19 protein-coding genes are annotated in these 22367 nt (G+C 64.4%); 10 read left to right on the top strand and 9 right to left on the bottom strand.

The features are described 5' to 3' along the window. Positions 1-93 precede the first annotated feature (93 nt). Both BQ8482_RS04525 and ilvD read right to left on the bottom strand, forming a co-directional pair. Positions 94-1386 (bottom strand): amidohydrolase family protein, encoded by a 1293-nt coding sequence (locus BQ8482_RS04525; RefSeq protein ID WP_123146434.1) that lies wholly within the window; start codon positions 1384-1386, stop codon positions 94-96. A gap of 28 nt (positions 1387-1414) precedes the next feature. Further along, the gene (gene ilvD, locus BQ8482_RS04520) at positions 1415-3259 is read right to left on the bottom strand and encodes a dihydroxy-acid dehydratase (protein ID WP_123146433.1); all 1845 of its coding nucleotides are present in this window, start codon (positions 3257-3259) and stop codon (positions 1415-1417) included. A gap of 253 nt (positions 3260-3512) precedes the next feature. Between ilvD and BQ8482_RS04515 the strand changes: the two genes are divergently transcribed. Further along, positions 3513-3986, top strand: coding sequence for a VOC family protein (locus BQ8482_RS04515; protein ID WP_123147376.1), 474 nt, complete (start codon positions 3513-3515; stop codon positions 3984-3986). 64 nt (positions 3987-4050) lie between these two features. Here the strand turns inward: BQ8482_RS04515 and BQ8482_RS04510 are convergent, their stop codons facing one another. Beyond that, complete coding sequence (locus tag BQ8482_RS04510; protein WP_123146432.1) at positions 4051-5658, bottom strand: peptide chain release factor 3; 1608 nt, start codon at positions 5656-5658, stop codon at positions 4051-4053. Between the two features lie 121 nt (positions 5659-5779). Here BQ8482_RS04510 and BQ8482_RS04505 point away from each other — a divergent pair, with 121 nt between their 5' ends. After that, a complete protein-coding gene (locus BQ8482_RS04505; RefSeq protein ID WP_123146431.1) occupies positions 5780-6856 on the top strand; it encodes an NAD(P)/FAD-dependent oxidoreductase in 1077 nt (358 codons plus the stop codon). Here the strand turns inward: BQ8482_RS04505 and BQ8482_RS04500 are convergent. The 3 genes from BQ8482_RS04500 to BQ8482_RS04490 all read right to left on the bottom strand — a co-directional run bounded on the left by BQ8482_RS04500 (position 6850) and on the right by BQ8482_RS04490 (position 9459). Then, entirely contained in the window at positions 6850-8220 is a 1371-nt protein-coding gene (locus tag BQ8482_RS04500; protein WP_123146430.1) for an amidase, read from the bottom strand. The two genes, BQ8482_RS04505 and BQ8482_RS04500, sit on opposite strands and share 7 nt — an antisense overlap. A gap of 169 nt (positions 8221-8389) precedes the next feature. Further along, positions 8390-9190 carry a class II glutamine amidotransferase gene (locus BQ8482_RS04495; protein WP_123146429.1) on the bottom strand — a complete coding sequence of 267 codons (801 nt, stop codon included), beginning with the start codon at positions 9188-9190 and terminating at the stop codon, positions 8390-8392. 14 nt (positions 9191-9204) lie between these two features. Continuing rightward, positions 9205-9459, bottom strand: coding sequence for a DUF6356 family protein (locus tag BQ8482_RS04490; protein ID WP_123146428.1), 255 nt, complete (start codon positions 9457-9459; stop codon positions 9205-9207). A 115-nt stretch (positions 9460-9574) separates the two neighbouring features. Between BQ8482_RS04490 and BQ8482_RS04485 the strand changes: the two genes are divergently transcribed. From BQ8482_RS04485 to BQ8482_RS04460, 6 genes are all read left to right on the top strand, one after another. Continuing rightward, positions 9575-10045 carry an Lrp/AsnC family transcriptional regulator gene (locus tag BQ8482_RS04485; RefSeq protein WP_095493818.1) on the top strand — a complete coding sequence of 157 codons (471 nt, stop codon included), beginning with the start codon at positions 9575-9577 and terminating at the stop codon, positions 10043-10045. 84 nt (positions 10046-10129) lie between these two features. After that, positions 10130-10615, top strand: a complete 486-nt coding sequence (gene dut / locus BQ8482_RS04480; RefSeq protein WP_123146427.1) for a dUTP diphosphatase — start codon at positions 10130-10132, stop codon at positions 10613-10615. Next, positions 10615-11271: an HAD family hydrolase gene (locus BQ8482_RS04475; protein ID WP_165848416.1), complete on the top strand. Its 657-nt coding sequence runs from the start codon at positions 10615-10617 to the stop codon at positions 11269-11271. The genes dut and BQ8482_RS04475 overlap by 1 nt, the downstream gene beginning before the upstream one ends. Before the next feature lie 85 nt (positions 11272-11356). Continuing rightward, positions 11357-12205: a hypothetical protein gene (locus BQ8482_RS04470; RefSeq protein ID WP_123146425.1), complete on the top strand. Its 849-nt coding sequence runs from the start codon at positions 11357-11359 to the stop codon at positions 12203-12205. A 69-nt stretch (positions 12206-12274) separates the two neighbouring features. Further along, positions 12275-13078: an isocitrate lyase/PEP mutase family protein gene (locus tag BQ8482_RS04465; RefSeq protein WP_123146424.1), complete on the top strand. Its 804-nt coding sequence runs from the start codon at positions 12275-12277 to the stop codon at positions 13076-13078. Continuing rightward, positions 13075-14070, top strand: a complete 996-nt coding sequence (locus tag BQ8482_RS04460) for a proline racemase family protein (protein ID WP_123146423.1) — start codon at positions 13075-13077, stop codon at positions 14068-14070. The genes BQ8482_RS04465 and BQ8482_RS04460 overlap by 4 nt, the downstream gene beginning before the upstream one ends. Before the next feature lie 100 nt (positions 14071-14170). On the opposite strand, the gene BQ8482_RS04455 is transcribed toward BQ8482_RS04460, so the two are convergent. Beyond that, complete coding sequence (locus BQ8482_RS04455; protein ID WP_123146422.1) at positions 14171-14866, bottom strand: sulfate transporter family protein; 696 nt, start codon at positions 14864-14866, stop codon at positions 14171-14173. 194 nt (positions 14867-15060) lie between these two features. Between BQ8482_RS04455 and BQ8482_RS04450 the strand changes: the two genes are divergently transcribed. Continuing rightward, entirely contained in the window at positions 15061-16053 is a 993-nt protein-coding gene (locus BQ8482_RS04450) for an adenosine kinase (RefSeq protein WP_123147375.1), read from the top strand. Positions 16054-16062: 9 nt separating this feature from the next. On the opposite strand, the gene BQ8482_RS04445 is transcribed toward BQ8482_RS04450, so the two are convergent. Further along, positions 16063-18342, bottom strand: a complete 2280-nt coding sequence (locus BQ8482_RS04445; protein WP_123146421.1) for an NADP-dependent malic enzyme — start codon at positions 18340-18342, stop codon at positions 16063-16065. A 204-nt stretch (positions 18343-18546) separates the two neighbouring features. On the opposite strand from BQ8482_RS04445, the gene mutS reads away from it, so the two are divergent. Further along, on the top strand, positions 18547-21234 hold the full coding sequence (gene mutS / locus BQ8482_RS04440) for a DNA mismatch repair protein MutS (protein ID WP_244602696.1): 2688 nt from the start codon (positions 18547-18549) through the stop codon (positions 21232-21234). 227 nt (positions 21235-21461) lie between these two features. On the opposite strand, the gene BQ8482_RS04430 is transcribed toward mutS, so the two are convergent. Further along, positions 21462-22307: an aldo/keto reductase gene (locus BQ8482_RS04430; protein WP_123146419.1), complete on the bottom strand. Its 846-nt coding sequence runs from the start codon at positions 22305-22307 to the stop codon at positions 21462-21464. Positions 22308-22367: the final 60 nt, after the last annotated feature.

Raw genomic sequence — 22367 nt, 5'->3', positions numbered from 1 at the left:
AACTAGAGGTTGATTGTAGACTTGCGGTCAGGACCTATCAATCTGATCGACGCGCGGCCTGATGCAGGTCCAACGTCCTATTGTGCTTGCCAATTATTGGTCATGAAGTGGCAGGCGATGTCTGCGGTTCACTGTTCCCGGCCGCCCAGCGATCGAAAGCCGCGTTTCCTGCCTGGCCCGCTCGGCCACCACCTTGCCCCTGGCGATGACGCAGAGGCGCTCGGGACGCAGACGCAAGGCCTCGACCGGATCGCCGGCATCGAGGACGACGAGACTGGCGCGCTTGCCGACCGCCAGGCCGAGATGGTCGAGGCCCATGATGGCAGCGTTGACGTTGGTGACCATGTCGAAGCAGCGCGCCATGTCGGCCGGGCTCGACATCTGCGCGACGTGAAGGCCCATGAAGGCGACGTCGAGCATGTCGGCGGTGCCCAGCGAATACCAGGGGTCGAGCACGCAATCCTGACCCCAGCCGACGCGGATGCCGTGGGCAAGCATTTCCTTGACCCGCGTCAGGCCGCGGCGTTTGAGGTATGTGTCGTGGCGGCCCTGCAGCATGATGTTGATCAGCGGATTGGGAATCGCCGAGACGCCTGCCTCGGCGATCAGCGGCAACAGCTTCGAGACATAGTAATTGTCCATCGAGTGCATCGAAGTGAGATGCGAGCCGGCGACCCTGCCCTGCAAGCCGAGGCGTTGCGTCTCATAGGCTAGTTGTTCGATATGGCGCGACAGCGGGTCATCGGTCTCGTCGCAATGCAGGTCGACCATGAGGCCGCGTTCTGCCGCGATTTCGCACAGTTCCGTCACCGAACGCGTGCCGTCGGCCATGGTGCGCTCGAAATGCGGAATGCCGCCGACGATGTCTACACCCATGTCGAGCGCCCGGATGGTGTTATCGCGCGCCGTCGGCGAGCGATAAAACCCATCCTGCGGGAAGGCGACCAGTTGCAGGTCGATATAGGGCGCGACCGTCTTCTTCACATCGAGCAGGGCTTCGACCGCCAGCAACCTGGTATCGCAGACATCGACATGGGTGCGGATGGCGAGCAGGCCCATGGACACCGCCCAGTCGCAATAGGCGAGCGCGCGCTCGCGCACCGCTTCGTGCGTCAACAGCGGCTTCAGCTCGCCCCACAGCGAAATGCCTTCCAGCAGCGTGCCCGACGCGTTGATGCGCGGGATGCCCAAGGAGAGCGTGGCGTCCATGTGAAAATGCGGATCGACGAAAGGCGGCGAGATCAGATTGCCATGGGCGTCGATCGCCGTGCCCGCGCTAACGTTCAGCTGCGGCTCGATGGCTGCGATCGTCTCGCCGATGATGCCGATATCGGCGATCGTGCCGTCGGGCAGTATGCCGCCGCGGACGATAAGGTCGAAATCCATCTACCGTCATCCCTTTGAAGAAGCGAACCTATTCCGGCACATACCTTACCGCACCCTTTGCAGCACTGGTCGCCATCGAGGCGTAGGCGCGCAAGGCCATCGTCACCTTGCGCTTGCGCTTTTCCTCTGGCTTCCAGGCGGCAGCTCCCTTTGCCTCCATCGCGGCGCGGCGGGCGGCCAGTTCGGCATCGTCGACGGCAAGCCGGATGGTGCGGTTCGGGATATCGATCTCGATCGTATCGCCTTCATGCACCAACCCGATCAGCCCGCCTTCCGCCGCCTCGGGAGAGGCATGGCCGATCGACAGGCCGGAGGTGCCGCCGGAAAAGCGGCCGTCGGTGACCAGCGCGCAGGCTTTGCCGAGGCCCTTCGACTTGAGGTAGCTGGTCGGATAGAGCATTTCCTGCATGCCGGGGCCGCCGCGCGGCCCTTCGTAGCGGATGACGACGACATCGCCGGCCTTGATCTCATTGGACAGGATCGCCTTGACGCTGGCGTCCTGGCTTTCGAACACCCTGGCCGGGCCGGTGAATTTCAAGATCGATTCATCGACGCCCGCGGTTTTTACGATGCAGCCGTCGAGTGCCAGATTGCCCCTAAGCACGGCAAGGCCGCCGTCCCTGGAAAACGGGTGCTCGGCCGAGCGGATGACACCCTGCTCCCGATCGAGATCGAGATCGTCCCAGCGCCGGTCCTGGCTGAAGGCGACTTGCGTCGGCACGCCGCCTGGTGCGGCGAGGAAGAAATCGCGAACGTTCTGGCTTGACGTGCGCGATATATCCCAATGGTCGAGCGCTTCGCCGAGCGTTTGCGCATGTACGGTCGGCAGGTCGCGGTTAATCAGCCCGGCGCTATCGAGCTGGCCGAGGATCGCCATGATGCCGCCGGCGCGGTGGACGTCCTCCATGTGCACATCCGCCTTGGCCGGCGCAACCTTGCACAGCACCGGAACCCGCCGCGACAGCCGGTCGATGTCCTCCATGGTGAAATCGACCTCGCCCTCATGCGCGGCAGCCAGGATGTGGAGCACGGTGTTGGTCGAGCCACCCATGGCGATGTCGAGCGTCATCGCATTCTCGAAGGCGCCCTTCGAGGCGATGCTGCGCGGCAGCGCCGTGTCGTCGTCCTGCTCGTAGTAGCGCTGGGCGAGATCGACGATCAGATGGCCGGCCTCGACGAACAGCCGCTTGCGGTCGGCGTGCGTCGCCAGCGTCGAGCCGTTGCCGGGCAGCGAAAGGCCGAGTGCCTCGGTCAGGCAGTTCATCGAATTGGCGGTGAACATGCCCGAGCAGGAACCGCAGGTCGGGCAAGCCGAGCGCTCGATGGTCTTGACGTCCTCGTCGGAAATCTTGTCGTCGGCGGCAGCGACCATGGCGTCGACGAGATCGAGCGCCTGCGTCTTGCCGGCGAGCACCACCTTGCCGGCTTCCATCGGCCCGCCGGAGACGAAGACTGTCGGGATGTTGAGGCGCAGCGACGCCATCAGCATGCCCGGCGTGATCTTGTCGCAATTGGAGATGCAGACCATGGCGTCGGCGCAGTGGGCGTTGACCATATACTCGACCGAGTCGGCGATCAGTTCGCGCGACGGCAGCGAATAGAGCATGCCGTCATGACCCATGGCGATGCCGTCGTCGACAGCGATGGTGTTGAACTCCTTGGCCACGCCGCCGGCGTTCTCGATCTCGCGGGCGACCAGCTGGCCGAGATCCTTGAGATGGACGTGGCCCGGAACGAACTGGGTGAAGGAATTGACGACAGCGACGATCGGCTTGCCGAAGTCCGAATCCTTCATGCCGGTGGCGCGCCACAGGCCGCGGGCGCCGGCCATGTTGCGGCCATGGGTGGTGGTGCGGGAACGATAGGCAGGCATGAATTTTCCTTGACTGGCCGGCGGCGCTCGATGGGAGCGCGGCGGCGCTGAATTCGACCGCAGGCGTTATAGACGCCGACGCCTGGTCTGGCCACAATTTTGCGCCGCGCCAGATTCTTTCGAAAATTTCGATGCCACTGTCGGATTGCGCGCCGAGCAGCCGTCCTTTGGCAAACGGCAAGAGGATGGCAGCATTCTCGGAGCCAGCCGTTTCACCGTGATAGCAACCGAAAACAGCCCGAGGAGCAAGCAAATGCAAAAGATCACCCCCTGCCTGTGGTTCGACGACCAGGCCGAGGAGGCCATGAACCACTACATCTCCATCTTCAAGAACTCGAAGGTGCTGAGCGTGATGCGCTGGCCCAAGGGCAGCGGCGATAATGAGGGCAAGGTGCTGGTGACCTATTTCGAGCTCGACGGCGTGCAGTTCCAGGCGCTCAACGGCGGGCCGCAATTCAAGTTCACCGAGGCAATCTCGCTCTCCATCGACTGCAAGACGCAGGAGGAGGTCGACTATTTCTGGGACAGGCTCATCGAGGGCGGTGGCGAGCCCAGCCAGTGCAGCTGGCTGAAAGACAAATTCGGCGTCTCCTGGCAGGTCGTGCCGGAGCAATTGCCGAGGCTGCTGCAGGATCCCGACACGGAAAAGGCCGGCCGTGTCATGCAGGCGATGATGCAAATGACCAAGATCGACATCGCCAAGATCGAAGAGGCAGCCAGGGGGTGAGTGAGCCGTCCGATCTTCTCTTCTCCCCTTGTGGGCCCCTTGTGGGAGAAGGGAGGGCCGCAGCTCAAGCCGCCTTGTCGCGGACCTGATAATCCTTGACCGCCGCGAACCGGATCGCCTTCCAGCGCTCGGCCTCGTAGTTGAGCGAGAAGGCGTGCTGGGCCAGGAACACCGGATCGTGGTCGAGGTCGCGGGCGATGTCGCCGCGATGCGCCTCGATGAAGCGATGCATGTCGGCCTTGTCGTCAGCCGATATCCAGCGACAGACCGAAAAGCGCGACATCTCGAAATCGACGGGCAGCGTGTACTCGATGCTTAGCCGCTCCTTCAGCACGTCGAGCTGCAGCGCGCCGACGACGCCGACGATGGCCGGTGAACCGTCCTCCGGCGAAAACAATTGCACGACCCCTTCCTCGGCCATCTGTTGCAGCGCTTCCTTCAGCTTCTTGGCCTTCATCGCGTCGCCGAGGCGGACGCGGCGCAGGATTTCCGGCGCGAAATTCGGTACGCCGCGGAACAGGATCTCCTCGCCCTCGGTCAGCGTGTCGCCGATGCGCAGCGTGCCGTGGTTGGGGATGCCGACGACGTCGCCGGCAAAGGCCTCGTCGGCGGTGACGCGGGTGCGGGCGAAGAAGAATTGCGGCGCCGACAGGCTCATCGGCTTTCCCGTGCGCACCAGTTTGGCTTTCATGCCGCGCTCGAGCTTGCCCGAGCAGACGCGGACGAAGGCGATACGGTCGCGGTGGTTGGGATCCATGTTGGCCTGGATCTTGAAGACGAAGGAGGTCATCTTGTCCTCGGTCGCCTCGACCTTGCGGGTGTCGGCGTCCTGCGCGCGCGGCGGCGGCCCGTAGGCGCCAAGCGCCTCGATCAGATCGCGCACGCCGTAATTGCGCAGCGCCGAACCGAAATAGACCGGCGTCAGATGGCCCTCGCGAAACGAGTCGACGTCGAGCGGCCGGCAGGCCTCGCGCGCCAGCTCGAGTTCCTCGATGAAGGCTTCGCGCTCGTTCTCCGGCAACAGACCGGCAACGCGGTTGGAATCCGGACCGTTGACCGGCGTGCGTTCCTTCTCCGCGTCGCCCTTTCGCACGGCGTTCAGCGCCAGGTGGTAGGTGCCTGAAAAGGTTTTGCCGCGGCCGATCGGCCAGGTGATCGGCGCGGTGTCCAGCGCCAGCTTCTGCTCGATCTCATCGAGGATCTCGAACGGGTCGCGGCTTTCGCGGTCCATCTTGTTGACGAAGGTGATGATCGGGATATCGCGCAGCCGGCAGACCTCGAACAGTTTTAGCGTGCGCGGCTCGATGCCCTTGGCGGCGTCGATGACCATGACCGCCGCGTCGACCGCCGACAGCGTGCGATAGGTATCGTCGGCGAAATCCTCGTGGCCGGGCGTGTCGAGCAAATTGAAGACATTGTCCTCATACTCGAAGGTCATCACCGAGGTGACGACCGAGATGCCGCGCTCGCGCTCGATCTTCATCCAGTCCGACCGGGTCTGGATGCGATCCTTCTTGGCCTTGACCTCGCCGGCAAGCTGGATAGCGCCGCCGAACAGCAGCAGCTTTTCGGTCAGGGTCGTCTTGCCGGCGTCCGGATGCGCGATGATCGCGAAAGTGCGGCGGCGCGCCACCGCGTTCGTGATGTCTTCAGCCAATTTATGGAATCCCATGTGGTGAGCGGGCTTCTAGCAGCGCTTTTGTAGCCTGTCGAACAGTTTTGGGCAGTTGCCCGGTCTTGAGATAGGGTTGCCGCAACGACATCAGAAGACCCGATTCGACAAAGGACCATCGATGATCGCAGCCAAGCAAGTCATCGTCGTCGGCGCCGGTATCGTCGGTGCTTCCATCGCCTGGCATCTGGCGAGGGCCGGAGCGCGGGCGACGGTCATCGCCGAGAGCGCCGCCGGCGGCGTCGCGACGCCGAATTCCTTTGCCTGGATCAATGCCAGCTGGGGCAATCCAGAAGCGTATTTCCGGCTGCGCACCCGTTCGATGGCCGAATGGACGCGGCTTGCGCATGACGTGCCCGGCATTCCGTTGGAATGGTGCGGCGGCCTGTGCTGGGACCTGCCGCCGGCCGAGTTGGAGGCCTATGCCGTCGAGCATTCTGCCTGGGGCTACGGCATCGAGCGCGTCGACCGCGTGGGAGCCGCACGTATAGAGCCCAATTTGACCGAGCTTCCCGATTTCGCCCTTCACGTCGCTGAGGAGGGCGTGGCCGAGCCGGTCGCGGCCACGCAGACGCTGCTGGCCGACGCCGAGCGGCTTGGCGCGCGGGTGATGACCGGTACGACAGTCACCGCGCTGATACTGACCAATGGCAGGATTACCGGCGTGGATACGTCAGGCGGACGGATTGCCGCCGACGAGGTGGTGATCGCGGCCGGCGCCGGCTCTCCGGCAATCGCTGCGACGGCCGGGATAAAACTGCCGATCGAGACGCCGCCCGGCCTGATCGTCCACTCAGGCCCCTACGAAAGGCTGCTCAACGGCCTGGTGATCGGCGACCGGCAGCATATGCGCCAGACTGCCGAGGGCCGCATCATCGCCGGTTCGGATTTCGGCGGCGCCGATCCGGGCATGGATGCCGCAGCCACCGCCCGCGAGCTGTTTGCGTCGATGAAAACCATGCTGCGCGGTGCCGACGGGCTGGAACTGGATTTCCACACCGTCGGCTACCGGCCGACGCCGATCGACGGCTTTCCGATCATCGGGCGGGCTCAAGGCGTGGGCGGCCTCTATGTCGCGGTCATGCATTCCGGCATCACGCTGGCGCCTGCGGTCGGCCTGTTCGCCGCCCGGGAAATCCTCGACGACGCGCGCGACCCGCTGCTTGCGCCCTATGGGCTTGGCCGCTTCGCTCAATAGCCTGGCGGCCGGCGAAAGCCGCCGGTCAGCGGCGCCATCGCCTTGGCGATGCCAAGCAGCCGCGATTCGGACCAGCGACGGCCGACCAGCTGCAGGCCGATGGGCAGGCCGTCGCGGTCCTGCCCGCAGGGCAGCGACAGTGCCGGGTGGCCGCTATAGTTGAACACCGCGCCATAGGCCGGCAGCAGCCAGTAGCTCTGCTCCCTGTCATCGACCTTGATTGGTGTTCCCGGCTTGCAATGCGGAAAGGCCGTGGTCATGGCGACGGGGCAAAGCAAGACATCGCAACCTTCGAAAAACCGGTCCCAGGCAAGGATTGACTGGTCGCGGCGGGTGAGCGCCTCGAACCAGCGCGAGACCGGTGTCGGTTCTTCTGACGGCTCCGGCTGCACAGCCTCCAGCATCATGCCGATCAGCGCGCTGCCTTGCGTCAGATCGTCATGCAGGTCGAGCGTCGGCAGTCTTGCTTCCTCGACGGCCGCGCCCGCAGATTTGAGTTGCTCGGCCAGACTTTCGACCGCGGCCCTGATCTCACCGGCTACCGGAAAACCCGGAAAGGCCGGCGCGAAAGCGATGCGCAGGGCCTTGGGATCAACCTCCGGCGTGCCCTCGACAGGCACCGGCGCAAGATCGGTGTCGCTGCCATCCGGCCCTGCTATGATCCCCAGGATCAGCGCCAGATCGTCGACGTTGCGGGCCAGCGGACCGATACAGGACATCAGCCGCACGCTGCGCGGCGCACCGGCGGGATCGGGAAAGGCGCCGGCCAGGGAGACGCGATGCTCGGTCGGCTTGAGGCCGTAGACGCCGCAGAAGGAGGCAGGCAGGCGGATCGAATCCTGCATGTCGGTGCCGACCTCGAATGGTGTCATGCCCGCGCAAAGTGCTGCCGCCGCTCCCCCGCTGGAACCGCCGGCGGTGCGCGAGAGATCCCATGGATTATTGGTGCGGCCGAACAGCGGATTGTTCGATTGCCAGTCGCCCAGCATCGTTGCGACATTTGTCTTGCCGACCAGCACTCCGCCGGCCACCTTCAACCTGAGAACGACCGGGCTGTCCTGCCGTGCGACATAGTCGGCAAAGGGCGGGAAGCCGACCGTGGTCTTCATCGCAAGTGTTTCGTGCGTGTCCTTCAGCGTGAACGGCACACCGTGCAGCGGCCCGAGAGCGTCGCCGCGCGCCTGGGCTTCGTCGGCTTTCTTCGCTCGAGCGCGAGCCCCTTCCCTGTCGAGCGTGACGACCGCGTTGACCGCCTCATTTTGCCTGTCGATCTCAGCCAAATGCGCGTCCAGCGCTTCCACGGCGGAAATCTTGCGGTCGCGAATCGCGGCGGCCAATTCTCTGGTGGAGGAAAAGACGTCCATGACCAATGCTCCGGCTTGCTAGCGGCGCCAGCCTCACCAAATGGCGGGCTATGGCGCGTCTTCAAGCCGAATTCAGCATTCGAGGACAGGCGGTGCTTGATCGGAATTGCGCTGCGAGGGTCTGCTGAGGTCGGCGCTGTCCCGCGATGTTGCCGCGATAGCGAGGAATCTACACGGCCAGCGCCAGTCTTACCGGCTCGGGCGCAAACGGACGAATGGTCATGCCGTCTCTGGTGATGGTGACGAAGCTAGAGGGCGGGATCGGCTGCCAGTCGCCGCCATCACGATCCAAAGGCTCCGACATAAGGCATCGCCCGCCGCCATTGCGGAAGACGGAGGTGTAGAGCGTCGGCGCGTGGGCATCGGTCGCATAGCGCACCGCATGGAGCGATTCACCGTCCGACAAGGCGGCGGTAAGTCTCAGCGCCGGTTCGAAGCCGGCGCGCCGCGAGGCGTCGATCACCCGCGCCGTAGCGCGCGACACCGCGCCTTGCGGATCGCCCGCCAGACCCTCATCGATCATCAGGAGAAAGAAAAGTTCGGAATCGGTGGTGCCTTCGCGCCGATCGAAGACATCGTCGGAGAGCGCATTTTCCAGCGCGCGGCGGATTTTTTCGAAGCCGCCGATCTGGCCGTTGTGCATGAACGACCAGCGGCCGGCAGTGAAGGGATGACAGTTCATGCGGCTGGTGGCGCCGCCGGTCGAGGCGCGCACATGGGCAAGGAACAGGCTGGACCTGATCTGCCGGCACAGGCTCTTCAGATTGGGATCGGACCAGGCCGGCAGGATGTCGCGATAGAGACCCGGTTCGGGCCGATCACAGTACCAGGCGAGATCAAAGCCATCGCCATTGGTCGGCGACTTGGCTTCCTGGGCGCAATGGCTCTGGGCGATCAGCGAATGGCAGGGCGCCGTGACGATGTCTTCGAGGAAAACCGCTTCGCCAAGATAGGCCGCCCACCGGCACATCGCTTAATCTTTCCTCAGGCGCGATCCATGAAAGCCGCAGGCTCCTTGATCGCGTGTGTGCCTCTGTTGTGCGTGCGCTCATAGAGCTCGCGAACGATTCGGCTGGCCGTAGTCTCAAACAGAAACGGCAAGAAAGCGTGAATGAGCGCGGCGAACGCTGCCATGAACAGACGCGAGCAGAACCACGCCGCGAAGGCCATATGGCTGAAATAGGTCTCGCCCACCTTGGCCGGGTGAGAGGTAAAGAGCGTTGCAAGCCGTGTCGTCATGGTAATGCCTCCTACCGGGATAAGCCCCCGATGCTGAGTATTCTGGCACGAGCTTTTGGTTCATTGGTCCCAAATCATCCTTGTGTTTGGCCAATTATTGGGACAAACATCCCACATGCCGCTGGAAATCGATGAGATCGACCGAAGATTGCTGGCCGAGTTGCAACGCGACGGCACATTGTCGGTCGACCAATTGTCAGAAAGAGTGTCGCTGTCGCGCAACGCCTGCTGGCGCCGGGTGAAGCGGTTGGAAGAAGACGGCGTCATCACCGGCCGGGTGGCGCTGGTCGATGCCGACAAACTTGGCCTCGGCCTCTCAGTGTTCATCCTGGTCCGGACCTCCAACCACGATCCGGACTGGCTGCAAAAATTCCGGGCGGCAGTGACCGGTTTTCCCGAGATCACCGGCGTCTACCGCATGTCCGGCGACCTCGATTATGTCTTGCGTGCCCGCGTCGCCGACGTGAAGGCTTATGACCGGCTCTATCAGCGGCTGATCGCCAAGGTGGCGCTGTCGGACGTTTCGGCCTCCTTCGTCATGGAGGAGATCAAGGAGACGACGGTCGTTCCCATCGAACTGCGCTGAAGTGGAACTGCGCTGAAAGAAAGCCGTTGATAGCCTAGCCGCCGAGTTGACCGAATCGGCGTTGATAGCGATAGGATCAGCCTCATGCGCGCAGCACTCTACACTTCCTCTGTCATCGGTCCGGCCGTCGGCTTCGTCAGGTTGCCGCATGGTGAAGGCCTGCCGCTTCCCGCCTACGAAAGCACGGGCGCCGCCGGCATGGATCTGCGCGCCGCGGTGCCGGACGACCGGCCGTTGCTGATCCTCCCGGGAAAACGCGCGCTGGTGCCGACCGGGCTGATCCTGGAGATCCCGGAGGGCGTGGAAGGCCAAGTCCGGCCGCGTTCAGGCCTTGCCTTCAAGCACGGCCTCACCTGTCTCAACACACCGGGCACCATCGACAGCGACTATCGCGGCGAGGTCAAGGTGCTGTTGATCAATCTCGGCGACGAGGATTTCGCGGTGACGCGTGGCATGCGGATCGCCCAGATCGTCTTCGTCCCGGTGACGCAGGCTACGGTCGAGGAGCGGACATTGGCCGGCGGCACGGCGCGCGGCTCGGGCGGCTTCGGATCGACCGGCACGGCCTGATGTCCCTACCCAAACTCGTCATCTTCGATTGCGACGGGGTTCTGGTCGACACCGAGAACCTGGCCAATCGGCGCCTCGCCGAATGGCTCAGTGCTGCCGGCTATCCGGCGAGCTTCGAATATTGCCGCAAGAATTTCTCCGGCCGCAGCATGGTCTCGGTGCAGAAGGAAGTCGAGGCAACCGGCGTCAGCCTCGGTGCCGATTTCGTCGAGCGCTGGAACGCCGGCCTGCCGGACCTGTTCGCGCATGGCGTCGAAGCCGTCCCCTATGTCAGGGAGTTCATCGAAGCCGTACACGTGGCCGGCATCGCAACTTGCGTCGCTTCATCGGCACGGGCGTCTAAAATGCACATCACGCTCGGCCAGACCGGGCTGCTGCCGCTGTTCGAGCATGCGCTGTTCAGCTCGACCATGGTCTCGCGCGGCAAGCCGTTTCCCGACCTGTTCCTGCATGCGGCAAGCACGATGGGCTTCGCGCCCGCCGACTGCATCGTCATCGAGGACAGTGTCGCCGGGACGTCAGCCGGCATTGCCGCCGGCATGCGCGTTTATTCCTATCACGGCGACCCGCATTCCGACCGCGACGGCCTGACCGAGGCCGGCGGCATCTTGTTCAACGACATGCGCGAACTTGCCGGGCTGGTGCCGATCCACTGATCTAATCTTCAGGCTTGTTGTCCGGCTGTACGCCTCGGTCGTCCGTGCTAGCTTGCGGACGCTCGACCGTGGGAGGCGCCAGCGTATGAATTCCATCCTGCTTCGCTTCGTCCTCGCCTGTTTGCTGCTGCCGTGCCTGTGGACGACGGCCGGCGCGCAAGACGGCAGCTTCCCGGACCTTGGCAGCGCCGTTCCCGGCCACCAGGACACGACCTATTTCGACCTCGCCAGGATGGTCATTCCCGATCTGGCGGCGGACAAGGACGGCTTCTACCGGGGTTCTATGCCGATCGAGATGCGCCATATCGAGGGTCCGGATAGCGGTGGCTCGCCGCCCGAAACGTCGGGCCTTTCCAACGCCGCCGCGCTCGACATCAAGGCCGGCGGCAAGGATCGGCTGGCCATGCTGTTCGACCTCGGCAGCTCCTCCGACAGCGCCGAGGGTTTCGCGGTGCTGGCGCTCTACGATCTTGCCGGCAAGCCGAGACTGCTCGACGCTGTCAATGTCGCCGTCGACCGAAGCAACTCTTTCCGCGATCCGGGCAAGCTGCCGATCGGGCCGAGCGATGACGCCATCATCACCCTGAGCACGCATTTCAATTCGAGCCAGGGTTATGCGAGCACGCCGCTGATCGTGGTCCGCGACGACAGGTTCGAGTTGATCGACATGATCTATACGTTCGACGAGTCGCTGTGCGCCTACAAGCGCACGCAAGAATTGACCTTTCAGACCATTGCGGACGGCCAGCCCTATGCGGCCATCAAGGCGACGGTGACCGATGCCACCGTGCCGAATGGCGAAAGCTGCGACGATCCGGCGCCCGAGGCTTCCTCGCGCGACATCTCCGCCACCTACCATTGGGACGGGACCGCATACGTCAAGGGGTCCGACGCACTGGACAAATTGGCAGGAGAGAACGCCAATCGCTTCTGAACCAATCGCATTCGTTTGCCCGTCGGGCAGTGGCGGGATAAAATGCGCTTCGCACTCTGGGGAGCATCCATGGACAAGGGCAAAATCTTTCGCGACCTGCATAGCTCGATCTTCGTCATGCCCAACCCTTGGGACGTCGGCACGACGAAACTGCTGGCCTCCTTCGGTTTCAAGGCGCTGGCGACGACTAGCGCCGGCTTTGCCTTTTCGCGCGGCCTGCCCGACGGCGCCGTGACTTTCGAGGCGATGATCCACCACTGCCGCGACGTGACGGCGGCGACCGGCCTGCCGGTCTCGGCCGATCTCGAGAAGGGCAAGGGCGACAGCGCGACAAGTGCCGCCGAGACCGTCTTTGCAGCCGAGGCGGCAGGCCTTGCCGGCTGCTCGATCGAGGACTACACCGGCGAGCCCGACAAGCCGATCTATGATTTTTCGCATGCAGTCGAGCGCGTCGCCGCTGCAGCGGAGGCGGCACGGGCGCTGAAGCACGATTTCGTCTTCACCGCGCGGGCCGAGAATTTTCTGTGGGGCAGGCCCGACATCGACGACACCATCAAGCGACTGCAAGCCTTCGAGAAGGCCGGCGCCGACGTGCTCTACGCGCCGGGCATCAGTGACATCGAGACGGTGCGGACCGTCTGCTCGGCGCTGACCAAGCCGGTCAACGTCATGGTGAGGCCCGGCTTCACCATCGCCGATCTTGCCCTGGCAGGGGTCAAGCGCATTTCGCTCGGGCCCTGGCTGACCAATTACGCCTTCGGCATGCTGGAAACGGCGGCGCGCGAGATCCAGCAGGACGGCACCTTCGGCTTCACCCGGACCGCCATGCCGTTCGGCAAGCTGCAGGCGTTGTTTGCCGAACCCAACGCATGACGCTCACCGTCGTCGACATGCACACCGGTGGCGAGCCGCTGCGGATCGTCACCGGCGGTTATCCCAAGATCCCCGCAGGCACGATCCTGGAAAAACGTGCCTATGTGCGCGACCACCTCGACCATCTCAGGAAGATCCTGATGTTCGAGCCGCGCGGCCATTACGACATGTATGGCGCGCTGCTGGTGGAACCCGACCTGCCCGGCGCCGACCTCGCCGTGCTGTTCATGCACAATGAGGGTTATTCGACGATGTGCGGCCACGCCATCGTCGCGCTCGGCCGCTATGCCGTCGACGAGGGGCTGGTGGTGCGGCAGGAGCCGGTGACGACAGTCAATATCGAAGCGCCGTGCGGGCTGGTCGTTGCCTCGGTCGAGGTGCAAGACGGCAAGGCAGGTGCTGTGTCATTCGAAAGCGTGCCGGCCTATCTGTTCGCCCGCGACCAGGAGGTCGAATTGCCGGGCTTCGGGGCGATCGGCTTCGACATCGCCTATGGCGGCGCCTTCTATGCGCTCGCCGATTGCCGCCAGTTCGGCCTCGAATTCGGCCAGAACCGCGTGCGTGATTTCGTCGATGCGGCGACGGCGCTGACGGAGAAGCTGAAGAAGGAACTCCCGCTGTCGCATCCCGACCATGCCGACCTGGCCTTTCTCTACGGCACCATCCTGACCGACGGACAGGACGTATTCTCCGATAGCCCGACCAAGAACATCTGCGTCTTCGCCGAGGCTCAGGTCGACCGCTCGCCGACCGGATCGGGCGTCACAGCGCGGCTGGCGGCAATGCATGCCAAGGGCGAAATCGCCGGCCAGACGCGGCTGTTCGAGAGTATCGCCGGCTCGCGGTTTTCCGGCAGCGTGGCGAGGATCGCGAAAGCCGGGCCGCATGACGCCATCATCGCCCGTGTCGGCGGCCGCGCCTTCTACTGCGGCCGGGCCGAATTCATCGTCGAACCCAACGACGAACTGGGACGCGGTTTTCTCTTACGCTAGCGCCGGGCCCACAAACGGAACGGAGCGTAACGTTTGGGCGCGTACCGGAAGCACCGGACACCGCCATTCGCACCCCGGCATCACCTGAGCATCGGCACTCCTAAGCCGCTTCCCGCGCCGAGATCGCCTTGTGCAGGTGCACCATCATGGCGGCGGCGAACAGCGGCGTCAAAAGGTTGAGCAGCGGCACGGCGAGGAAGCCAGCGACAACCAGCCCGGCGAGGAACACCGTGACGGCATGTTTTTTGCGCAACGCCCGTGCCTCGGCCTCCGGGCGGAAGCGCATAGCGGCGAATTCGAAGAATTCGCGCCCCAGCAGATAGCCGTTGACGATGAAGAAGGCGGCGATGTTGATGCCCGGCACCAGCAGCAGCAGCAAGGCCACGATGTTGCCGAGGATGACGACGCCGAAGAATTTTATCGCCAGCACCATAGAGCGCAGTGCCGGCATGGCGCGGCCGGGCGGGTCATTGGGATAGTCGGTGCGCTCGACCGCTTCGGCGACGTCGTCGAGAAACAAGCCGGCGATGATCGCTGTCACCGGCGCGATCAGCAGCGCCAGACCCAGCGCAAGACCGATCCCGGCGACGATGACGCCCAGCCATCCGGCCCAGGACGGCAGGCTGGGCAGCCATGCGTCGATCCATGGCCAGGCCAGCCATTCGAACAGGCCCTCGATTGCGAACCACAGCGCGGCGAGCGCCAGCAAGGTCAGGCCCAGCGTCTTCACGAACACCGAGCGGAATTCGGACGAGAACAACCGGCTGGCGGCGGCGCGGGCGGCGCTAGAGATCACGGCGTTTCCAATCCATGGCTGGTATCTCCGAGGTAGGCGGAGACAGGGCAAGGACAGGCGCGCAGCGCGATGCGGTGCATCTGCCGCTCGACCAGATTAATCGATCCGACCCTAGGCAAAGCCGCATCAAATCGCTAGACCCGCCCGCGGCCGACGTGCCAGAAAGCCGGTGGTTTTTCGCGGAGACATCATTGATGCCGACCTATGACGTGCTTTGTATCGGTAATGCCATTGTCGACATCATCGCCCAGTGCGACGAGGCATTTTTGGAGACGAACGGCATCATCAAGGGCGCGATGAATTTGATCGATACGAGGCGCGCCGAGTTGCTCTACAGCCGCATGGGCCCGGCGATCGAAGCCTCCGGCGGCAGCGCCGGCAACACGGCGGCGGGTGTCGCCAGCTTCGGCGGACGCGCCGCGTTCTTCGGCAAGGTCTCGAACGACGCGCTCGGCGAAATCTACGCCCATGACATCCATGCGCAGGGCGTCGCCTTTGACACCAAGCCGCTCAATGGCGAGCCACCGACGGCGCGCTCGATGATCTTCGTTACCCCAGACGGCGAGCGCTCGATGAACACCTATCTCGGCGCCTGCATCGAGCTCGGGCCGGAAGATGTCGAGGCCGACAAGGCGTCCGGTGCGGCGGTCACCTATTTTGAAGGGTATCTGTGGGACCCGCCGCGCGCCAAGGAAGCGATCCGGCAGACGGCCAAGCTCGCGCATGCCGCCGGGCGCGAAGTGTCGATGACATTGTCGGATTCGTTCTGCGTCGACCGCTACCGCGATGAGTTTCTGGACCTAATGCGCTCGGGCACCGTCGACATCGTCTTTGCCAACAGCCACGAGATCAAGGCGCTCTACCAGACCACCTCGTTCGACGAGGCGCTGGCTCAGATCCGCAAGGACTGCAAGATCGCGGCCGTCACACGCTCGGAAATGGGCTCGGTCATCGTGCGCGGCGACGAGACCGTCACCGTCGACGCGACCAAAATCCGGGAGCTGGTCGACACCACCGGCGCCGGCGACCTCTATGCCGCCGGCTTCCTCTACGGCTACACGCAAGGGCGCAGCCTGAAGGATTGCGGCGATCTCGGCTCGCTGGCGGCCGGGCTGGTCATCCAGCAGATCGGGCCAAGGCCGAGGCAGAATTTGCGCCACGAGGCTGAGCAAGCAGGCCTGCTGTAGGGAGGCGCCTCACGCCCCCGCCGTGTACGCGGCGATGGCCGCCATGTTGACGATATCGCTGTCCTTGGCGTTGAGCGAGACGATCTGAACCGGCTTGTCCAGGCCGACCAGCAGCGGGCCGATGACGGTCGAGCCGCCGAGTTCCTGCAGCATTTTGGTCGAGATCGAGGCCGAGTGGAAGGCCGGCATGATCAGCACATTGGCCGGACCGGTGAGCCGAATGAACGGGTATTGCGCCATGGCGCGCGCGTTGAGCGCCACGTCGGCGGCCATCTCGCCGTCATACTCGAAATCGACGCGCCGCTTGTCGAGGATGCGCACCGCTTCCTGGACGCGTTCGGAGCGCTCACCCTGCGGATGGCCGAAGGTGGAATAGGCAAGCATGGCGAGCCTTGGTTCATAACCCATGCGGCGGGCAAAGCCGGCGGCTTCCTCCGCGATGTCGGCGATCTGTTCGGCATTGGGCATGTCGTGCACGGCGGTGTCGGCGACGATCACTGTTCGGCCCCGCGCCAGCACGATCGAGGCGCCAATGACGCGGTGACCGGGCTTGGCGTCGATGACGCGGCGGATGTCGTCGAGCGCCGTGGAGTAGTTGCGGGTGACGCCGGTGACGATGCCGTCGGCATCGCCCAGCGCCACCATGCAGGCGGCGAAATGATTGCGGTCGTTGTTGATCAGGCGCTGGCAATCGCGGAACAGGAAGCCCTTGCGCTGCATGCGCTCGTAGAGATAGTCGGTGTAGACGCCGTTGCGGCGCGACAGCCGCGCATTGATGATCTCGATGCCTTGCTTGTTCAGCTCGATGCCGGCGTTCCTGGCGTTCTCCTTGATGATGTCGTCGCGGCCGAGCAGGATGGCGGTGCCGAGCCGCTGGTTCACATAGGAGACGGCGGCGCGCATCACCTGCTCCTCCTCGCCCTCGGCGAAAACGATGCGCTTGGGCTGGCGGCGCACGCGGTCGTAGATGCGCTGCAGCGTCGAGGCGATTGGATCGCGGCGGGCGGAAAGCTCCTGCGCGTAGCGGTCGAGGTCGAGGATCGGCTTGCGCGCGACGCCGGACTCCATCGCTGCCTTGGCGACCGCGATCGGAATGGCCGAGATCAGGCGCGGATCGAACGGCACCGGGATGATGTAGTTGGGGCCGAATTTCGGCCGCATGCCCTGGTAGGCGGCGGCGACGTCGTCGGGCACGTCCTGGCGCGCCAGTTCGGCGAGAGCCCGCGCCGCGGCGATCTTCATGTCGTCGTTGATGGTGGTGGCCCGCACGTCCAGCGCGCCGCGGAAGATGTAGGGGAAGCCGAGCACGTTGTTGACCTGGTTCGGATAGTCCGAACGCCCGGTGGCCATTATGGCATCGGTGCGGATTTCGGCGACTTCCTCCGGCGTGATCTCCGGATCTGGGTTGGCCATGGCGAAGATGATCGGCTTCTCGGCCATCGACTTCACCATCTTGGTGGTCAGCGCGCCCTTGGCGGACAGGCCGAGGAACACGTCGGCACCGTCCAGCGCCTCGGCCAGCGAGCGCGCGTCGGTCTTGACGGCATGCGCCGACTTCCACTGGTTCATGCCTTCGGTGCGGCCCTGGAAGACGACGCCCTTAGTGTCGCACAGGATGATGTTCTCAGGCGCAAAGCCCATCGCCTTCATCAGCTCGATGCAGGCGATGCCGGCCGCACCCGCGCCATTGCAGACCATTTTCGTGGTCTTCATGTCGCGGCCTGTGATTTCGAGCGCGTTGATCAGGCCGGCGGCCGAGATGATGGCGGTGCCGTGCTGGTCGTCATGGAAGACCGGTATGTCCATCAGTTCGCGCAGCCGCTGCTCGATGATGAAGCATTCCGGCGCCTTGATGTCTTCCAGGTTGATGCCGCCGAACGAAGGGCCAAGGAAACGCACGCAATTGATGAACTCGTCGGCATCCTCGGTGTCGACCTCGAGATCGATGGAATCGACATCGGCGAAGCGCTTGAACAGCACCGCCTTGCCTTCCATCACCGGCTTGGCGGCCAGCGCGCCGAGATTGCCGAGGCCGAGGATGGCGGTGCCGTTGGAAATGACGGCGACCATGTTGCCGCGCGCCGTGTAGTCGAAGGCGCGGCTGGGATCCTCGGCGATGGCAAGGACGGGAACCGCGACGCCCGGCGAATAGGCGAGGCTCAAGTCGCGCTGGGTGGCCATCGGCTTGGTGGCGACGATCTCCAGCTTGCCGGGGCGGCCCATGGCGTGGAATTCCAGCGCCTCCTGCGCACTGACGGAGGGTCCGGGGTTTTCGGTTTTCCTGGCCATGATGCTTTCGATTTCCTCACCCGTGCGGCACCGCTTGAGACGGGTGCAATGCTTTCTTTTGTGGAACGTTCGGGATTAAGGCTACACTTCGCCGCTGTAAACCGCCAAGCAGATGGCTCGGGATATTTTGGAAGCAGCTTCTTGAACGACGAAACGCCCATTCGCAGCGACAGCTCTACGCCGGCCTTTGCGCCGGCGACGCCGATGATGGAGCAGTATATCGAGATCAAGGCGGCAAACCGAGACTCGCTGCTGTTCTACCGCATGGGCGATTTCTACGAGCTGTTCTTCGACGACGCCGAGAAGGCGAGCCGGGCGCTCGGCATCGTCTTGACCAAACGCGGCAAGCACCAGGGCCTCGACATCCCGATGTGCGGCGTGCCGGTGCATGCCGCCGACGACTATTTGCAGAAGCTGATCGGACAAGGGTTCCGTGTCGCCGTCTGCGAGCAGATCGAGGATCCGGCCGAGGCGAAGAAACGCGGCGGCAAGTCGGTGGTGCGCCGCGACGTGGTGCGGCTGGTGACGCCCGGCACCATCACCGAGGACAAGTTGCTGGCGCCGTCGGAATCGAGTTTTTTGATGGCGCTTGGCCGGGTCAAGGGCGGAGCGGAACCAAGAGGCGGGGAGCGCGGCAGCGCCACAGGGAACCAAGGAAATTTTGCATTGGCCTGGATCGAGATCTCGACCGGCGCCTTCCGTGTTGCCGAGACCACCGCCGACCGGCTGCTCGCCGATGTCTTTCGCGTCGACCCGCGCGAGCTGATCGTCGCCGAGCCGGTGTTTTACGATCCGGAGCTGAAACCGGTATTCGACGTGCTCGGCCGGGTCGCCAATCCGCAACCACCGAGCCTGTTCGATTCGGCGTCGGCCGCGGGCCGCATCGCCCGTTTCTTCGAGGTGGCGACGCCGGACAGTTTCGGCACGTTTTCCCGCGCCGAACTATCGGCGATCTCAGGCGCCATCGCCTATGTCGAAAAAACGCAGAAGGCCGAGCGGCCGCCGCTGTCGCGGCCCGAGCGCGAGGAGCAGGGTTCGACGCTGTTCATCGATCCGGCGACACGCGCCAATCTGGAACTGCTGCGCACCCTGTCCGGCAGCCGCGAGGGTTCGCTGTTCAAGGCGATCGACCGCACGGTGACCGGCGGTGGGGCGCGGCTGCTGGCCGACCGGCTGATGGCGCCGCTGACCGACCCGGCGGCAATTGTCGCAAGGCTGGATTCGGTGTCGTTCTTCCGGTCCGAGACACGACTGTGCCAGGCGGTGCGGGCGAACCTGAAGAGCGTTGCCGACATGCCCCGCGCCCTGTCGCGGCTGGCGCTCAACCGCGGTGGCCCGCGCGATCTCGGCGCGCTGCGTGCCGGATTCGAGGCGGCCGGCGCTATTGCCGAACTGTTTGGGGCGACCGCCCTGCCGCAAGAACTGGCGGCGGCGCTGGCGGCGATCGAGGCGCTGCCACGTCCGCTGGCCGAGCACCTGACGCAGGCGCTCGGTGACGAGCTGCCGCTGCTCAAACGCGACGGCGGCTTTGTCCGTTCCAGCTACAATGTTGAACTCGATGAGATGCGAGCGCTGCGCGACGAATCACGCAAGGTCATCGCCGGGCTGGAGCGCTCGCTGATCGACGAAACCGGCATCCGCTCGCTGAAAATCCGGCACAACAATGTGCTTGGCTACTACATCGAAGTCACCGCCAACCACCATCCGATCATGACGAGCAGCGACGGGGCGAAGGCGCGCTTCATCCATCGCCAGACCATGGCCAACGCCATGCGCTTCACCACGACGGAACTGGCCGAGCTGGAATCGAAGATCGCCAATGCCGCCGACCGGGCGCTGGCGATCGAGCTTGCCGCCTTCGACAGGCTTACGGCGGAAGCGGTCGGCCAGGCGGACAAGATCCGCGCCGGGGCTGAAGCGCTCGCCGTGCTCGACGTGTCGGCCGCACTTGCGCTGCTTTCCGAAAGCGAGGCTTGGTGCCGGCCCGTCGTGGACGCGAGCCTCGCTTTCGCCATTTCGGGCGGGCGGCATCCGGTGGTCGAACAGTCACTGCGGCGTTCGGGCGAAGGACCGTTCGTCGCCAACGATTGCGACCTATCACCAGAGGGCGATGCCAAAAACGGCGCGATCTGGCTGCTGACCGGCCCTAATATGGGCGGCAAATCGACCTTCCTCAGGCAGAACGCGCTGATCGCCATCCTCGCCCAGACCGGCTCCTTCGTGCCCGCGGCATCAGCTCATATCGGCGTCGTCGACCGGCTGTTTTCGCGTGTCGGTGCCTCCGACGATCTGGCGCGCGGCCGCTCGACCTTCATGGTCGAGATGGTCGAAACGGCGGCGATCCTCAACCAGGCCGGCGAACGCGCGCTGGTGATCCTCGACGAGATCGGCCGCGGCACCGCCACTTTCGACGGCCTGTCGATCGCCTGGGCGGCGGTCGAGTATCTGCACGAGAAGAACCGCTGCCGGGCGATTTTCGCCACCCATTTCCACGAGATGACGGCGCTGGCCGGCAAGCTCGCTCGACTGCACAATGTCACCATGCGGGTCAAGGAATGGGAGGGCGACGTGGTCTTCCTGCACGAGGTCGGCAAGGGTGCCGCCGACCGCTCCTATGGCGTGCAGGTGGCGCGTCTGGCCGGCCTGCCGGGAGCGGTGGTCGGCCGGGCCAGGGAAGTGCTGCACCAGCTGGAAGCGGGCGAGGTGTCGGGCAAGGCAAACCGGCTGGTCGACGATCTGCCGCTGTTTTCGGTGGCGGTGAAACGGGAAGCGCAAAAGCCGGCAAAGAGCGATGGACTGAGCGCGGCGCTAGGGGAGATCAATCCCGACGAGATGACGCCACGGGAGGCGCTGGAGGCGCTGTATCGGCTGAAGGGGATGGCGGGGAAGTAGCTGGGCCTCGTCCGATAGTGCTCTACGGCGCCCCCCTCTGTCCTGCCGGACATCTCCCCCACAGGTGGGGAGATCGGCTATCACCATCGCTTTCGCCAATCTCCAACGCTGGAGAAAAGATGCCGTCTGCGAAGCTGCCAATCTCCCCCCAAGTGGGGGAGATGTCCGGCAGGACAGAGGGGGGCGCGAAGGAACGCGGCCTTAGTTTTATTTCCCCGCTACTATCCTCAAATCATCTGCAGGCCCTGCTTCCGCCTCGGCGGCGGGAAGGCGCGGTCGATTTCGGCGAAATCCTCACGCGTAAGCTCGATGTCAAGCGCAGCGACATTCTGGCGGACATGCTCTTGTTTGCCGGCCTTTGGAATGGCGATGACGCCGTCCTGTGCCATCACCCAGGCCAGCGCCAGCTGAGCCGCCGTCGCATTGTGGCGGGCGGCGATGGCATCGAGCCTGGTATTGCGCGCCAATACGCCCTGATCGACCGGCGAATAGGCCATCAGCGGAATGCCGCGCTGCCGGTTCCAGGGCGCAAGGTCGAATTCGGGGCCGCGCTGGGACAGATTGTAGAGGATCTGGTTGGTCTGGACGCTGTCGCCGGCCGGCAGGCTGACCAGTTCCTGCATCTCATGGGTGTCGAAATTGCTGACACCCCAGTGGCGGATCTTGCCGGCCTTTTTCAACGCCTCGAAGGCCTCGACCGTTTCCGCCAGCGGCACGCTGCCGGGCCAGTGCAGCAGATAGAGATCGATCCGGTCGGTGCGCAGATGCCTGAGGCTTCTGTCACAGGCCGCCGGCACGCCGGCGCGCGAGGCGTTGGACGGCAGCACCTTGGAGACCAGGAACACCTCGTCGCGGCGCCCGGCAATGGCATCCGCCACCACCTCCTCGGCCCCGCCACTGGCATACATTTCGGCGGTGTCGATCAGCGCCATGCCGAGATCGAGCCCGAGCTTTAGCGCGTTGACCTCATCGGCATGGCGACGGCCGTCCTCGCCCATTTTCCAGGTGCCCTGACCGAGCACGGGAACGGCTTCGCCCGAGGGCAATGTGGTGGTTCTTATCGTTGACGGCATGATGCGCTCCAGTCGAGACTGGATGGCACCACACCCTTCCGGAGAAATCCAGATGAAAAG

Origin of the sequence: Mesorhizobium delmotii, from assembly GCF_900149755.1 — a bacterium.
GTDB classification, from domain to species: Bacteria; Pseudomonadota; Alphaproteobacteria; order Rhizobiales; family Rhizobiaceae; genus Mesorhizobium; species Mesorhizobium delmotii.
The sequence above is the reverse complement of the archived record's forward strand: the minus strand, read 5'-3'. Positions and strand labels throughout refer to the sequence as shown.